This is a genomic window from Streptomyces acidiscabies (assembly GCF_020010905.1).
Taxonomy (GTDB): Bacteria; Actinomycetota; Actinomycetes; order Streptomycetales; family Streptomycetaceae; genus Streptomyces; species Streptomyces acidiscabies.
The window spans coordinates 1931812-1947126 of sequence record NZ_JAGJBY010000002.1 but is presented as its reverse complement, the minus strand read 5'-3'; the positions used below and the strand labels follow the sequence as shown (position 1 = coordinate 1947126).

At 71.2% G+C, this 15315-nt stretch carries 12 protein-coding genes; 4 read left to right on the top strand and 8 right to left on the bottom strand.

Annotated elements, in window-relative coordinates; genetic code table 11:
• The first annotated feature begins 156 nt into the window (after nucleotides 1–156).
• Together J8M50_RS35600 and J8M50_RS35595 are read left to right on the top strand one after the other, a co-directional pair.
• Nucleotides 157–2322 carry a RecQ family ATP-dependent DNA helicase gene (locus J8M50_RS35600; RefSeq protein WP_010358912.1) on the top strand — a complete coding sequence of 722 codons (2166 nt, stop codon included), beginning with the start codon at nucleotides 157–159 and terminating at the stop codon, nucleotides 2320–2322.
• Between the two features lie 278 nt (nucleotides 2323–2600).
• Complete coding sequence (locus tag J8M50_RS35595; RefSeq protein ID WP_010358913.1) at nucleotides 2601–3221, top strand: hypothetical protein; 621 nt, start codon at nucleotides 2601–2603, stop codon at nucleotides 3219–3221.
• A gap of 197 nt (nucleotides 3222–3418) precedes the next feature.
• On the opposite strand, the gene J8M50_RS35590 is transcribed toward J8M50_RS35595, so the two are convergent.
• The 5 genes from J8M50_RS35590 to J8M50_RS35570 all read right to left on the bottom strand — a co-directional run bounded on the left by J8M50_RS35590 (nucleotide 3419) and on the right by J8M50_RS35570 (nucleotide 7354).
• Entirely contained in the window at nucleotides 3419–4012 is a 594-nt protein-coding gene (locus J8M50_RS35590) for a hypothetical protein (RefSeq protein WP_078481290.1), read from the bottom strand.
• A 68-nt stretch (nucleotides 4013–4080) separates the two neighbouring features.
• Nucleotides 4081–4782, bottom strand: coding sequence for a ribonuclease HII (rnhB, locus tag J8M50_RS35585; protein ID WP_010358915.1), 702 nt, complete (start codon nucleotides 4780–4782; stop codon nucleotides 4081–4083).
• Between the two features lie 260 nt (nucleotides 4783–5042).
• Nucleotides 5043–5984 (bottom strand): ADP-ribosylglycohydrolase family protein, encoded by a 942-nt coding sequence (locus J8M50_RS35580; RefSeq protein ID WP_010358917.1) that lies wholly within the window; start codon nucleotides 5982–5984, stop codon nucleotides 5043–5045.
• 11 nt (nucleotides 5985–5995) lie between these two features.
• Nucleotides 5996–6655: a histidine phosphatase family protein gene (locus J8M50_RS35575; RefSeq protein ID WP_010358918.1), complete on the bottom strand. Its 660-nt coding sequence runs from the start codon at nucleotides 6653–6655 to the stop codon at nucleotides 5996–5998.
• Nucleotides 6656–6748: 93 nt separating this feature from the next.
• Complete coding sequence (locus J8M50_RS35570; protein ID WP_010358919.1) at nucleotides 6749–7354, bottom strand: YdbC family protein; 606 nt, start codon at nucleotides 7352–7354, stop codon at nucleotides 6749–6751.
• A 140-nt stretch (nucleotides 7355–7494) separates the two neighbouring features.
• On the opposite strand from J8M50_RS35570, the gene J8M50_RS35565 reads away from it, so the two are divergent.
• Nucleotides 7495–8028 (top strand): TerD family protein, encoded by a 534-nt coding sequence (locus tag J8M50_RS35565; protein WP_010358921.1) that lies wholly within the window; start codon nucleotides 7495–7497, stop codon nucleotides 8026–8028.
• Nucleotides 8029–8120: 92 nt separating this feature from the next.
• On the opposite strand, the gene J8M50_RS35560 is transcribed toward J8M50_RS35565, so the two are convergent.
• Both J8M50_RS35560 and nrdR read right to left on the bottom strand, forming a co-directional pair.
• Entirely contained in the window at nucleotides 8121–11012 is a 2892-nt protein-coding gene (locus J8M50_RS35560; RefSeq protein ID WP_010358923.1) for a vitamin B12-dependent ribonucleotide reductase, read from the bottom strand.
• 168 nt (nucleotides 11013–11180) lie between these two features.
• Nucleotides 11181–11729, bottom strand: a complete 549-nt coding sequence (gene nrdR, locus J8M50_RS35555) for a transcriptional regulator NrdR (RefSeq protein WP_010358925.1) — start codon at nucleotides 11727–11729, stop codon at nucleotides 11181–11183.
• Between the two features lie 542 nt (nucleotides 11730–12271).
• Here nrdR and lexA point away from each other — a divergent pair.
• Nucleotides 12272–13051, top strand: coding sequence for a transcriptional repressor LexA (lexA, locus tag J8M50_RS35550; protein WP_010358926.1), 780 nt, complete (start codon nucleotides 12272–12274; stop codon nucleotides 13049–13051).
• 156 nt (nucleotides 13052–13207) lie between these two features.
• Here the strand turns inward: lexA and J8M50_RS35545 are convergent, their stop codons facing one another.
• Nucleotides 13208–15181, bottom strand: coding sequence for an ATP-dependent DNA helicase (locus J8M50_RS35545; RefSeq protein ID WP_010358928.1), 1974 nt, complete (start codon nucleotides 15179–15181; stop codon nucleotides 13208–13210).
• Nucleotides 15182–15315 lie beyond the last annotated feature (134 nt).

The window sequence follows — 15315 nt, the reverse complement described above, 5'->3', positions numbered from 1 at the left end:
GACATTTCCGACCCCTGGCTCCCTCAACTCCTGCCCGTCGAACCGACCCCGACGAGGCCCACTCGACGCTCTCGGACAGCCCGCCCGGCAATCCCCCGAGCCCCCTCCCCTCGGCTCCCCGCCCGCATTGTCAGCCCCGTCCTGTTGTATGGACGCATGCAGCCCACCAGCACCGCAGATCTCCGCACCGAAGCCGACACCGTCCTCGCCCGGCTCGTCGGTGACCCCACCGGCGCGGCCCGGCTGAGGGAGGACCAGTGGCGGGCGGTCGAGGCGCTGGTCGCCGAGGGCCGGCGCGCGCTGGTGGTGCAGCGCACCGGCTGGGGCAAGTCCGCGGTGTACTTCGTGGCGACGGCCCTGCTGCGGGCCAGAGGCGCGGGCCCGACCGTGATCGTGTCGCCGCTGCTCGCGCTGATGCGCAACCAGGTCGACGCGGCGGCCCGCGCCGGAGTCCGGGCGCGGACGATCAACTCGGCCAACACGGAGGAGTGGGAGTCGGTCCAGGCGGAGATCGCCGAGGGGGTCGTGGACGTCCTGCTGATCAGCCCCGAGCGCCTCAACCACCCGGACTTCCGCGACCGCGTCCTGCCCTCGCTGGCCGCGGCGACGGGCCTGCTGGTGGTGGACGAGGCGCACTGCATCTCCGACTGGGGCCACGACTTCCGCCCGGACTACCGCCGCCTGCGCACGATGCTGGCCGACCTCCCCGCGGGCGTACCCGTGCTGGCGACGACGGCGACGGCCAACGCGCGTGTGACGGCCGACGTGGCCGAGCAGCTCGGCACGGGCGGCGCGTCGGACGCGCTGGTCCTGAGGGGTCCGCTGAACCGGGAGAGCCTCAGCCTGAACGTACTGCGGCTGCCGGACGCCGCGCACCGGCTGGCCTGGCTCGCCGACCACCTCGACGACCTGCCGGGCTCGGGCATCGTCTACACGCTGACCGTGGCCGCCGCCGAGGAGGTCACCGCGTTCCTCAGGCAGCGCGGGTACGCGGTCACGTCGTACACGGGCCGTACCGAGAACGCGGAGCGGCAGCAGGCCGAGGAGGATCTGCTCGGCAACAAGGTCAAGGCGCTGATCGCGACGTCCGCCCTGGGGATGGGTTTCGACAAGCCGGACCTGGGGTTCGTGGTCCACCTGGGCTCGCCGTCCTCCCCGATCGCCTACTACCAGCAGGTGGGCCGCGCGGGGCGTGGCGTCGACCACGCGGAGGTGCTGCTGCTGCCGGGCCGGGAGGACGAGGCGATCTGGGAGTACTTCGCCTCCCTCGCGTTCCCGGCGGAGGAGCTGGTGCGCCGGACGCTCGACGTCCTCGCGCGCGCGGAGGGGCCGGTGTCGCTGCCCGCGCTGGAGCCGTTGGTGGAACTGCGGCGCTCGCGCCTGGAGAGCATGCTCAAGGTCCTGGACGTGGACGGGGCGGTCCGGCGCGTGAAGGGCGGCTGGGTCGGAACGGGGCAGCCGTGGTCGTACGACACGGACCGGTACGCGTGGGTGGCGCGCCAGCGCGAGGCCGAGCAGCGGGCGATGCGGGAGTACGGCGCGGCGACCGGCTGCCGGATGGAGTTCCTCCAGCGGCAGTTGGACGACGGGACGGCCCGGCCCTGCGGGCGGTGCGACAACTGCGCGGGCGCGCGGTTCACGGCCGACGCGTCGACGGCGGCGCTGGACGCCGCGCGCGTGGACCTCGGCCGGGCGGGCGTCGAGGTGGAGCCGCGCCGGATGTGGCCGACGGGGCTCGCCTCGGTCGGCATGAACCTCAAGGGCCGTATCCCGGCAGGTGAGCTGGCGGCGCCGGGGCGGGCGCTCGGGCGGCTGTCGGACATCGGCTGGGGCAACCGGCTGCGGCCCCTGCTCGCCCCGCAGGCGCCGGACGGGCCGGTGCCGGAGGACGTGGCGAAGGCCGTGGTGGGGGTGCTGGCCGACTGGGCGAAGGGGCCCGGCGGCTGGGCCTCCGGGTCGGCGGACGCCCCCGCGCGCCCGGTCGGCGTGGTGACCGTCCCTTCGCGCACGCGCGCAGCACTGATCGGCTCGCTGGGCGCGCGCATCGCGGAGGTCGGCCGGCTGCCGCTGCTGGGCGGTCTGGAGTACGCCGAGGGCTCTCCCCGGGTCGCCCGCAGCAACAGCGCGCAGCGACTGAAGGCGCTCGACGGGGCGCTGTCCGTCCCGCCCGCGCTGGCCGCCGCGCTCGCCGAGGCGCAGGGTCCGGTGCTCCTGGTGGACGACTTCAGCGAGACCGGCTGGACGCTGGCGGTCGCCGCGCGGATGCTGCGCCGCGCGGGCGCGCGGGGGGTGATGCCGCTGGTTCTGGCGCTCCAGGGTTGAGCGCGGTCCCGGGGTGGCAGACCAGGGAGACAGGTACCGGCGCGTCGCCCGTCCTGCCCCTGCCGCCACGCGGGGATCCCGAGGTAGTGATATAAGCCATGTAACGGCACATAACAGTCGGTGATCCCAATTGCTCGTTGCCGCATTCCAGTTCGACAGCAAGAATTGAGGTCCGCTCCCCGCAACGGTCCGCCTGAGGTCAGGCAGGGCTCTGTTTGCGGTGCGTGCCCCCCGAATTCGCCCCGCCCGCTGTGTGGGCCGTAGCCGAAGGGAGGATCGTGACCTTCGGATTCGCGCCGTCCTCGGCGGCATCTCTCTCGACGTCCGAGACCGCCGCTTCCGCCAACCGCTTGCTCGAACCCGCGGAATGGGCCGCGGCGGGAATCCCGCTGCTGCGCAACCCGCGCGAGGTCGTGAGCGGGCTGCACGCACGGCACAGGCCGAGACCGTCGACCGCGGTCGTGGCCGTGCTCGACCCGGACGAACGGCTGTGCGCCAGCGCCTCGTTCGTGCGTCGCCCGGCGGCGGCCGACGGCTGGATGTTCCGCAACGCGCTGCTCGCCCAGTTGCGCCGGGTCATCCCGCACGACCTGCGGCGGCGGACCCCGGTGCGGACGGCGGTGCTGCTGTACTGCCGCGAGGGCGACGCGCGCTGGACCGAGGAGGACGGCGCGTGGATGTGGGGCCTGCGCGACGCGTGCACGCTGCACGGGCTGCGCTGCGGGGCGTACATCACGCTCACGCGCGACGGCTGGCAGGTCCTGGGCGAGGGCCGGGGCGGCCGGCGGCCCAACTCGGAGTCCCCGCCGGAGCCCTTCGGCCTCTCCGAGGCACCTCCCCCGCTCCCGAGGACCGGCGGCGCCGTCTCGGACGTCCTGAGGCGCGCGGCGGCCCGCTGAGGGCCCGCCGGGGACGGCACGCGAAACGGCCGCGACACTGTCGTACGGACGACAGGCCGCGGCCTCCTCGGAACACGACGAGCGGCTGAAGCGCGCGTGCGCGGGGAACCCCACGTCTCGCGCGCACGCGCGAGGCGACACCAGCGAGGTCTGCCTCACAGCGACGGACAACGCCGTTCCACGCGCACGCGCGAGGGTCAGACCCCGGCGCCGAGCGCCGCGTCGGCGTACTGCCGGTCGCCGCAGACGATCAGCAGGGCGCCCGCCTTGGAACGGGCCAGCGGCAGGACGGTCGCGATGGAGTCGTCGGGACCGCCGTTGACGGCGACCACGACGACGGGGCGCTGAGCAGCACGGCTCGCGCCGGCGGCGTCCGTGTAGAAGACGTCGTCACGCGCGTCGTGCTGGGCCCAGTAGGACGCCTCGCCGAAGGTCAACTCGTGGGCGGACCACGGGTGTTGGGCGCCGGTGGTGATCACCAGCACGTCGCCGGGGGCACGGCCCGACTCCAACAGCAGGTCCACAGCCTCCTCCGCGGCGTCCAGGGCACCCTCCGCCGAGGCCGGGATCGACTGGATCTGGACGGCCGCGGGGGCGGCAGGGGCCGTGTCGCGCGGGGTGCGCTGCGCGGGGGCCATGGGCCGGGGGCCCGGACGACCGGGACGCGGCGGGACCGCGGGACGGGGGCCGGGAACGGGACGAGGGGTCTGCGCGCTACGGCCGGCGGCCGGAGTGACGCGGGGACCCTGGGCACTCTCGTGAATCTGAGGCTCCTCGGGAATGAGAGGCATGAGCTGATTTTTATCAAACGCTGGTGCGACACGCGCCAGGGGGTGGCACATCAGTGCGAGCGGTCGCGTCAGAAGTCGAAGCCGAGCTGGCCCTCGATCTCCGGAGTGCTTCCGTCCGCCCAGCTGCGGGCCTTCTTCAGGTGCCGCCATTGCGGCAGCCCGTCGAGATAGGCCCACGAGAGCCGGTGGTACGGGGTGGGCCCCCGCTCCTCCAGCGCGGCCTTGTGCACGGGTGACGGATACCCGGCGTTGTCCGCGAAACCGAAGTCTGCATGGTCGACACCCAGTTCGGCCATCATTTTGTCGCGCTGGACCTTGGCGATCACCGAGGCCGCCGCGACCGACACGCACGACCGGTCGCCCTTGATGACGGTACGGACCCGCCAGGGCACACCGAGGTAGTCGTGCTTGCCGTCGAGGATGACCGCGTCGGGCCGGACCGGGAGGGTCTCCAGGGCACGGACCGCCGCGAGCCGCAGGGCCGCGGTCATGCCCATCCCGTCGATCTCCTCGGGCGACGCGTGCCCCAGGGAGTACGACGTCACCCATCCCCGGAGTTCCTCGGCGAGTTCGGTACGTCGCTTGACAGTCAGCAGCTTGGAGTCGGTGAGGCCTGTGGGAGGCCGGCGCAGTCCGGTGACCGCCGCGCAGACGGTGACGGGACCGGCCCAGGCTCCCCGGCCCACCTCGTCGACACCGGCAATGACCTTCGCTCCGGTCGTCGCACGGAGGGAGCGCTCGACGGTGTGAGTGGGTGGTTCGTACGGCATGGCGGTCTTAGCCTACGCCGCCGCGCCCGGTGCTCGGCACCCCGGCCCGTCGGGCGGCGGACACAGCGGCGACCGTTCGCTGCCGCACCGCAAAGAGCCTCGCGGAAACGGTGGTTCACGACCTCACGTTTGCCGCTCCGGCCAACGGGTACGGCGACGGCGCGAGCGCATCCCGGGTCGCGCTCCGTCGCACACGTGAAGTGAACGGCAACGCGAGCCGATCATCGTACGAGGCTTGCCGAAGCGTCCCGTCGTACGGCTCACGCCCCCGCCGACAGCCACCCCGGGAACGCCTCCGTACGCCGTACCCACTCCTCGGGCGGCGCCCCCGCGCTCCCCGCCGCGACGATCCCGCCCACGATCGCGCAGGTCGTGTCGACGTCCCCGCCGGCCTGGGCCGTCGTCCAGAACGCCGACTCGTAATCGCCGAGGGCACGAGCCGCCGACCAGACGGCGAAGGGGACCGTGTCGTGGGCGGTGGTGCGCCGGCCGCAGCCGAGGACGGCGGCGACGGTGCCCGGGTCGGCGTAGTCGAGCATGTCGCGGGCCCGCCTGAGGCCCGCGGAGACGGCGCTGCGGGGGACGAGGGCGAGGACCCCGTCGAGGAGGGCCTCGGGGGCGGGCGGGCCGTCTGCGGAGGCGGCGAGGGCTGCGGCGGCGGCCACGGCCATGGCGCCGGCGACGGCCTCGCGGTGCTGGTGGGTGGGGTAGGCGGAGATCTCGGCCTGGTGGGTGGCCTGCTCGGGGTCGTCGGCGTACCAGGCGCCGAGCGGGGCGATGCGCATGGCCGCGCCGTTGCCCCAGGAGCCCTGGCCGTCGAAGAGCGCGGCGGACAGCTCCCGCCAGTCGCCGCCCTCGCGCACGAGCCGCAGGAGGCGGTTGACGGCCGGGCCGTAGCCGCGATCGAAGTCGTGGTGCACGGCGAAGGAGCGGGCCAGCGCGTCCTGGTCGACGCGGTGGTGGGCGGCGAGGACGGCGACGACGGAGCAGGCCATCTCCGTGTCGTCGGTCCACTGCCAGTCGCCGGGCGGCAGCTCGCGGCGGGCGAGCAGCGGGTAGTTCTCCGGGACGAAGAACTGGGAGCCGAGGGCGTCTCCCACGGACAGCCCGCGCAGGCTGTTCAGGGCGCGTGCCAGGCGCTCGCCGGTCGAAGAGGTCGAAGGGACAGAAGGGTCGGAGGGGACGGAAGGGGCGGGAGTCATCGCCGGTCACCTTATCCGGTGACGCCGTAGGGCTCCGGGGTCCGCCAGCGGTCGAACGGCCGGTCGAGGGTGTACCTGCCGTCATCCCCTAGAACGAGCACCCTCATCTCCGCGTTCCCGGGATTCGACAGGGATTCGAAATCGGCGACGGTCCAGTGGAACCAGCGCATGCAGAACAGCCGCATCGCGAGGCCGTGGGTGACGATCAGGACGTTCGGCGGGTGGTCGGGGTCCTCGAAGCTGCGGAACAGGCTCTCCAGGAAGCCGCCGACCCGGTCGTACACGTCGGCGCCGCTCTCGCCCTGGGCGAAGCGGTAGAAGAAGTGGCCGTAGGCGTCCCGGTACGCCTTCTGGAGGCGTACGTCGTCGCGGTCCTGCCAGTTGCCCCAGTCCTGTTCGCGCAGCCGGGGCTCCTCGCGCACGCGTATGCGCGCGGGGTCGAGGTCGAAGGCGCTCAGGGTCTCGTGGGTGCGCCGGTACGGGGAGACGTACACGCTGACCTGTTCGTCGCCGAAGATCTCCCGGACCCGCTCCCCGGTGGTCTCCGCCTGCCGTCGGCCCTTGTCGGTGAGGGCCAGCGCGTGGTCGGGTTCGCGTTCGTAGACGGTGTCATCAACATTGCCCGTTGACTCCCCGTGCCGGACAAGGACGATGCGCCGTGGTCGTGCCATGCCGAAACCCTAGATCGAGTCACGCGGTTTCGAGCACCCGTACGGGCTCCATACGGCGTAGGTCACACGGAACGGGCACCTGCGGACGCGGTCTCAGACCGTCCAGGCGGACTCCATCTCGACGATGTCCCCGGTGAGGGCGGCGATGTCGGCCTCGATCTGGGCGCGCAGCGCGAGCCGTTCGATGCGCTCGGTGCGGTACTTGCCGTGCTCGGCCTCGGAGCGCCACATGGACAGGACCATGAACTCGTTGCCGGGCGCCTCGGCGAACAGGCCGCGGATCATGCCGGGCGAGCCGGCCATCGCGGGGTTCCAGACCTTCTCCTGCATCAGCGTGAAGTGCTCGGCGCGCTCCTCGTGGACCCGGGAGAGGGCGACGCGCAGCAGGTCGGCGTCGGTGAAGCGGGGTTCGAAGCCGGTCTTGACGTCGAAGCGGTGGTCGAAGAGGCGCACCTGGGCGTCGCGGAAGGTGCCCACCTGGGAGGCCGCGAGCCGGTCGTGGGAGCGGGCCATGAAGGAGTCGTAGAAGGCGCGGCTCTCCCAGAAGGCGAAGACATGCGCGACCCCAGGACGGCTCCGGCTCCAGCCGCCGCCCTGTCCACGGAATCCCGGCTCCCCCAGAAGCCCCGCCCACTTCCGCTGTCCCCGTTCGAAACCTCTGCGGTCCACCACGGTGCAGCGAATCCACTTGACCAGCACCGCGCCATGGTAAGGCCCCGGGGCGTGGCGCCGGTCACCCTCGGCCGGGCGCTCGCGCACATGCACGTGGCAGGATGGACAACCGGCCCTGATGACCGGGCAGTTCGGGCCATGAAGCGCTGGGGAGAAGGGGAAGCCTGATGAACGGCCTCATCAAGGGGATCCGCAAGGTGGAGATCTCGGTCAAGTGGGATCCCAGTCCGGCGGGGCAGCCCGCGACCGATCTGGACATCGTCGCCGGGACGTACCTCCAGAGCGATCCGCAGGGCGCTCCCGGTTTCGTCGTGCACTTCGACAGCCGGTCGCCCGACGGCACGATCTACCTCAACCGCGACAGCAAGGACGGCAAGGGCTTCGGCTGGGACGAGGTGATGACGCTCGAACTCGACCGGCTGGACGCGCGCTACGGCCGTGTCGTGGTCGGCGTCGTGATCCAGCAGCGCCCCGACCACCGGACGTTCGTCAGCGTCGCCAACCCGCAGTTCCGTATCCGCGAGGGCTACACCGTCCTGGCGGAGGGCGACTTCGGCGGCATCCTCGGCTCCACGGCCGCCACCGTCGCCGCGTTCGTCCGCGACCCGAAGGACGGCTGGGAGTTCCACGACGGCGTCCACGGCTTCGAGGACGACCCGGCCGATTTCACCCGCGTCATGGGGGCGGTCCGCCCGTCCTGACGAGGCACACCCGTACGACGAGGTAAGGGGCGTCGGCCATGGCCGACGCCCCTTACCTCTGGCACCTATCCGTCAGTGCCCGCGTTCACAGGTCAGCTGCATCCGCTGGTCGAGCCGCAGCCCTCGCAGATGTAGCAGGAGCCGGCGCGCTGCATCTTCGTACCGCAGGAGAAGCAGAGCGGGGCGTCGGCATGGATGCCGAGCTGCATCTCGACCAGTTCGGCGCTGGTGTGGGCCTGCTTGGGGGCGGGCACGGCGACCGGGGCGGCCTGGGTGGCGACGGCCGCAGAGGCCGTCTGGAGCGGCGCGGACTGGGCCAGGCCCTCGACGTCGACCTCGTCCTCGGCCGGTTCGTACGAGCCGGTCTCCAGGTGGCGCTGGCGCTCCTCGGCGGAGTGGATGCCGAGCGCGGAGCGGGTCTCGAAGGGCAGGAAGTCCAGCGCCAGGCGGCGGAAGATGTAGTCGACGATCGACTGGGCCATCCGCACGTCCGGGTCGTCGGTCATGCCGGCCGGCTCGAAGCGCATGTTGGTGAACTTCGAGACGTACGTCTCCAGCGGGACGCCGTACTGCAGGCCCACGGAGACCGCGATGGAGAAGGCGTCCATCATGCCCGCGAGGGTGGAGCCCTGCTTGGACATCTTCAGGAAGACCTCTCCGAGGCCGTCGTCCGGGTAGGAGTTGGCCGTCATGTAGCCCTCGGCGCCGCCGACCGTGAAGGACGTGGTGATGCCGGGACGGCCCTTGGGGAGGCGCTTGCGGACCGGGCGGTACTCGATGACCTTCTCGACGGCCTCGCGGATCGTCGCCTCGGCCTTCTCGGTGACCTCGGTCTTCTCCTTGGAGTCCTTGGTCTTCGCGGAGAGGGGCTGGCCGACCTTGCAGTTGTCGCGGTAGATCGCGAGCGCCTTGACGCCGAGCTTCCAGGCCTCGAAGTAGATCTCCTCGACCTCCTCGACGGTCGCCGTCTCCGGCATGTTGACCGTCTTGGAGATGGCGCCGGAGATCCAGGGCTGGATCGCGGCCATCATCCGGACGTGGCCCATCGGGGAGATGGCGCGCTCGCCCATGGCGCAGTCGAAGACCTCGTAGTGCTCGGTCTTGAGGCTGGGGGCGTCGATCACGTTGCCGTGCTCGGCGATGTGGGCGACGATCGCCTCGATCTGCTCCTCCTGGTAGCCCAGGCGGCGCAGGGCCTGCGGGACGGTGCCGTTGACGATCTGCATCGAGCCGCCGCCGACCAGCTTCTTGAACTTGACCAGGGCGAGGTCGGGTTCGACGCCGGTGGTGTCGCAGGACATCGCGAGGCCGATGGTGCCGGTCGGGGCGAGGACCGACGCCTGGGCGTTACGGAAACCGTTCTGCTTGCCGAGGCGCAGGACGTCCTGCCAGGCCTCGGTGGCCGCGGCCCAGACCGGGGTGTCGAGGTCGTCCATGGTGACGGCGGCGCCGTTCGCGTCGGCGTGCTGCTTCATGACGCGGTTGTGGGCGTCGGCGTTGCGCGCGTAGCCGTCGTACGGGCCGACGATCGCGGCGAGTTCGGCGGAGCGACGGTAGGCCGTACCGGTCATCAGGGAGGTGATGGAGCCGGCGAGGGTACGGCCGCCGTCGGAGTCGTACGCGTGGCCGGTCGCCATCAGGAGGGCGCCGAGGTTGGCGTAGCCGATGCCGAGCTGGCGGAAGGCGCGGGTGTTCTCGCCGATCTTCTGGGTGGGGAAGTCGGCGAAGCAGATGGAGATGTCCATCGCGGTGATGACGAGTTCGACGACCTTCTGGAAGCGCTCGGCCTCGAAGGACTGCTCGCCCTTGCCGTCGTCCTTGAGGAACTTCATCAGGTTCAGCGAGGCGAGGTTGCAGGACGTGTTGTCCAGGTGCATGTACTCGCTGCACGGGTTCGACGCGGTGATCCGGCCGGACTCGGGGCAGGTGTGCCAGTTGTTGATCACACCGTCGTACTGGATGCCCGGGTCGGCGCAGGCCCAGGCGGCCTCGGCGAGCTTGCGGAAGAGTGCCTTGGCGTCGACCGTCTCGATGATCTCGCCGCCCAGGCGGGCGCGCAGGCCGAACTCGGTGCCGTTCTCGACGGCGGTCATGAACTCGTCGTTCACGCGGACCGAGTTGTTGGCGTTCTGGTACTGGACCGACGTGATGTCGTCGCCGCCGAGGTCCATGTCGAAGCCCGCGTCGCGCAGGGCGCGGATCTTCTCCTCCTCCTTCACCTTCGTGGCGATGAAGTCCTCGACGTCCGGGTGGTCGACGTCCAGGACGACCATCTTGGCCGCGCGGCGGGTGGCGCCACCGGACTTGATGGTGCCGGCCGAGGCGTCGGCGCCGCGCATGAAGGAGACCGGGCCCGAGGCGTTGCCGCCGGAGGAGAGGAGTTCCTTGGAGGAGCGGATGCGGGAGAGGTTCAGGCCGGCGCCGGAGCCGCCCTTGAAGATCATGCCCTCTTCCTTGTACCAGTCGAGGATCGACTCCATGGAGTCGTCGACGGCCAGGATGAAGCAGGCGGACACCTGCTGGGGCTGCGGGGTGCCGACGTTGAACCAGACGGGGCTGTTGAAGCTGAAGATCTGGTGCAGGAGGGCGTACGCCAGTTCGTGCTCGAAGATCTCCGCGTCCGCGGGCGAGGCGAAGTACTTGTACTCCTCACCGGCCTTCGTGTACGTCTTCACGATGCGGTCGATCAGCTGCTTGAGGCTGACCTCACGCTGGGGGGTGCCGACCGCTCCGCGGAAGTACTTGCTGGTGACGATGTTGACCGCGTTCACCGACCAGAAGTCGGGGAACTCGACGCCACGCTGCTCGAAGTTGACCGAGCCGTCGCGCCAGTTGGTCATGACGACGTCACGGCGCTCCCAGACCACCTCGTCGTACGGATGCACGCCGGGGGTGGTGTGGATGCGCTCGATGCGCAGGCCCTTGCTGGCCTTGGCTCCCTTGGCTCGGGAACCTCGCGCCGGACCGCTCGCCGTCTCTGTCATGCCGCCTCCCTGGTACAGGCAAAAACGCCCAGAAATGCCACGTTGTTCCCGTGACACAGTGTGATTTCTGAAGTTGCGGGCACCCAAACGCTCTTCCGCCCGCAACAGGTCTCTTCATCGCCGATACCCGGCCGACCCCGGCGTCTCCGCCCGGTGCCGGCCGCCGGGTCAGTCGGCGGTAGCGGCGGGCCCGGGCACCTGAACGGCCCCGGCCCCACCGATGCCCTCCGGGACCGCGCCCTCGCGGACGTCGTCGTCCGCGGCCGGGGGTCCCGTCTGGTTCCTGAGTTCCACGATCGCGGCCTCGAAGTCCTCCAGCGAGTCGAACGCCCGGTAGACCGAGGCGAACCGCAGATAGGCGACGAGGTCGAGTTCCTGCAACGGGCCGAGTATGGCCAGCCCCACGTCGTGGGTCGTCAGCTCGGCGCTTCCGGTGGCCCGTACGGCCTCCTCGACCCGCTGGCCGAGCTGGGCGAGGGCGTCCTCGGTGACAGGCCGTCCCTGGCACGCCTTGCGCACGCCGTTGATGACCTTGGTACGGCTGAAGGGTTCGGTGACTCCGGAGCGCTTGATCACCATCAGCGAGCAGGTCTCCACCGTCGTGAAACGACGGGAGCAGTCAGGACACTGACGGCGCCTGCGGATCGACGTGCCGTCGTCGGTCGTACGGCTGTCGACCACACGACTGTCGGGGTGCCTGCAGAAGGGGCAGTGCATGGATTCCCAACCCTCCTCACAGCAGACTCGATGGCCTCACGGGCCCCTGGGGCCTCACGAAGCAGCCCCCAGCATAGGCGATCCCGGGGGGTGCGAACACACGGGGCACCACAACTTCTGGGCCACGTCGCCAATCCAACCACTAGATGTGGGGGATTGACGAATAAACCCAGGCCATTCCCGCGTGTCGCGCCGGCAGGGCGCCCGAGGACGACCCCGCGCATACACGCGCGCGGGACGCCACCTGGGCACATGGGGAGATTGCGTGAGCGCGGGAGGGAGGAGAGGTGGGACTCGGGCCTTGATCCCCGCCGGACAGGGCGACGGCTGGCAGACTGGGACGACGGCCCACAAGGCCACCGGTGACAGCGGCGAAGGGTACGACGTCAGCCCATTCCGCGCGCCGGACACGGCGTGAGCCATACACCTGGACACATGATCAAGTCCAACTCTTCGGGGTTTTTCACTCGAACGTGTGTTTGGCGCAACCTTTCGAAAGCAACTACCGTTGTCAAGCAGGGAGACCATCGAGAGGGGCCGCCGTGACCACCACCGCAGACAGTGCCACCATCACCGCCCAGGAGCGCTCCCAGGGCCGACTCGACCCGGTGCACGCGATGAACGAAGCCACAAACCCCGAGGGGCACAAGCGCTCCCTGCCGGGCCGACCTCCAGGCATCCGGGCGGACAGCTCGGGCCTGACCGACCGGCAGCGCCGGGTGATCGAGGTCATCAGGGATTCCGTGCAGCGGCGGGGCTACCCACCGTCCATGCGGGAGATCGGCCAGGCCGTCGGCCTGTCCAGCACGTCCTCGGTGGCGCACCAGCTGATGGCCCTGGAGCGCAAGGGCTTCCTGCGCCGTGACCCGCACCGCCCGCGCGCGTACGAGGTGCGCGGCTCCGACCAGTCGGTCTCCGCGCAGCCGACGGACACCGCGGGCAAGCCCGCCGCGTCGTACGTCCCGCTGGTCGGCCGGATCGCCGCCGGTGGCCCGATCCTCGCGGAGGAGTCCGTCGAGGACGTCTTCCCGCTGCCCCGTCAGCTCGTGGGCGACGGTGAGCTGTTCGTGCTGAAGGTCGTCGGCGACTCGATGATCGAGGCCGCGATCTGTGACGGCGACTGGGTGACCGTCCGCCGCCAGCCCGTCGCCGAGAACGGCGACATCGTCGCCGCGATGCTCGACGGGGAGGCGACGGTCAAGCGCTTCAAGCGCGAGGACGGCCATGTGTGGCTGCTTCCGCACAACGCCGCGTACGAGCCGATCCCCGGTGACGACGCGACGATCCTCGGCAAGGTGGTGGCCGTACTGCGCCGCATCTGAGGCGGTGCGCGGGCGGGCCTTCCTGCTGCGCCTCCGCCCTGTTGACTGGGCCCCGGGATCCCTGCGCCGGTTCCGGGGCCCTGTGTTGTCTTCTTACGGGGCCTTGACGTGCCCTCGATGGGGGGCGAGTCGCGGCTCGCCCCCTCTTTCACGCCCTCACGCCTCCGCCTGCTTCGCCGCCGCGTCGATCGCCGCAAGGGACTTGCGGACCTGGTTGCGGTCCGTCGTGTACCAGAAGTCGGGCATGGAGGACTTCAGATAGCTGCCGTAGCGCGCGGTGGCGAGGCGTTGGTCCAGGACGGCCACGACACCCCGGTCCCCCGTCGCGCGGACGAGGCGGCCGGCTCCCTGGGCCATCAGGAGGGCCGCGTGGGTGGCGGCGACGGACATGAAGCCGTTGCCCCCGGCCTCCTCGACCTTCTTCTGCCGGGCGCTCATCAGCGGGTCGTCGGGGCGCGGGAACGGGATCTTGTCCATGACGACGAGCTGGCAGCTGGGCCCGGGCACGTCGACGCCCTGCCAGAGCGAGAGCGTGCCGAACAGGCACGTCCTCGGGTCCGCCGCGAAGTTCTTGATCAGCTCGCCGAGCGTCTCCTCGCCCTGGAGGAGGATCGGGAACTCCGGCATGCGCACGCGCAGTTCCTCGGCGGCGAGCTGGGCGCCCCGCATCGACGAGAACAGGCCGAGCGTACGGCCGCCGGCCGCCTGGACGAGGTCGGCCAGCTCGTCCAGCATGTCCGCGCGGTCGCCGTCGCGCGCGGGGCGCGAGAGGTGCTTGGCGACGTACAGGATGCCCTGGCGGGGGTAGTCGAAGGGCGAGCCGACGTCGAGGCCCTTCCACTGCGGCAGGTCCTCGCCCTCGACGCCCTCCGGGGCGAGCCCGAGGGACGCGCCGACGCCGTTGAAGTCGCCGCCCAGCTTCAGCGTGGCCGACGCCAGGACGACCGAGCGGTCCGCGAAGAGCTTCTCCCGCAGCAGGCCCGACACGGACATCGGCGCGACGCGCAGGGACGCCCCGAAGCGGTCGTGGCGCTCGTACCAGACGACGTCGTACTCGGAGCCCTGCACGATGCGCTCCGCCACGTCGTGGACGGTCTCCACCGACGCCAGCGCCTGCTTGCGGACCGCGTCCTCGTCCTGGACGGACTTGTCGCGGGTCGTGCCGAGCGCGGAGATCACCGTACGGCCCGCGTCGCGCAGGGCCGTCAGCGCGTAGCCGAGGTCCTCCGGCAGCTCTTCGAGGCGTCCGGGCAGGGCCAGTTCCATCAGCCGCTCGAAGCCCTCGGCCGCGGTCTGGAGCTGGTCGGCGACCTTCTCGTCGACCAGTTTGGCGGCGCGCCGTACCGCGCGGTTGACCTGTCCCGGGGTCAGCTCGCCGGTGGCGACGCCGGTGACCCGGGAGACCAGTTCGTGCGCCTCGTCGACGATCAGGACCTCGTGCTGCGGGAGGACCGGGGCGCCCTCGATGGCGTCGATCGCGAGCAGCGCGTGGTTGGTGACGACGACCTCGGCGAGCTTGGCGCGCTCGCGGGCCGTCTCGGCGAAGCACTCCGCGCCGTACGCGCACTTGGAGGCGCCCAGGCACTCGCGGGAGGAGACCGACACCTGCGCCCACGCGCGGTCGGACACGCCCGGGGTGAGGTCGTCGCGGTCGCCCGACTCCGTCTCGTCCGACCAGTCGCGCAGCCGCAGCAGGTCCTGGCCCAGCTTGCTGGAGGGGGCCGCCGCCTCGAACTGGTCGAAGAGGCCCTCCTCCTCGTCCTGCGGCACGCCCTCGTGCAGCCGGTGCAGGCACAGGTAGTTCGATCTGCCCTTGAGCATCGCGAACTCCGGGCGGCGGCGCAGCAGGGGGTGCAGGGCGTCAACCGTGCGCGGGAGGTCGCGTTCCACGAGCTGGCGCTGGAGGGCGAGGGTGGCGGTCGCGACCACCACCCGCTCGCCGTGCGCGAGCGCGGGGACGAGGTATCCCAGCGACTTTCCGGTGCCGGTGCCGGCCTGCACCAGCAGATGGGAGCCGTCGTCGATCGCCTCCGCGACGGCTTCGGCCATGGTCACCTGACCGGGACGCTCCGCGCCGCCGACGGAGGTGACGGCGGCATGCAGGAGTTCGGGGAGAGAGGGCTTCGTCATAGCGCGACCACCCTACGGCCCGGGACTGACAATCGTGCCGCCGATCGGGAGGTGGGGGTGGGATCGGGGTGGGGTGTGGAGTGGGAGGGGGCGCGAGGGAGTGGGGTGGGCGCCGGGGTCCGAAGGGGTGGAGG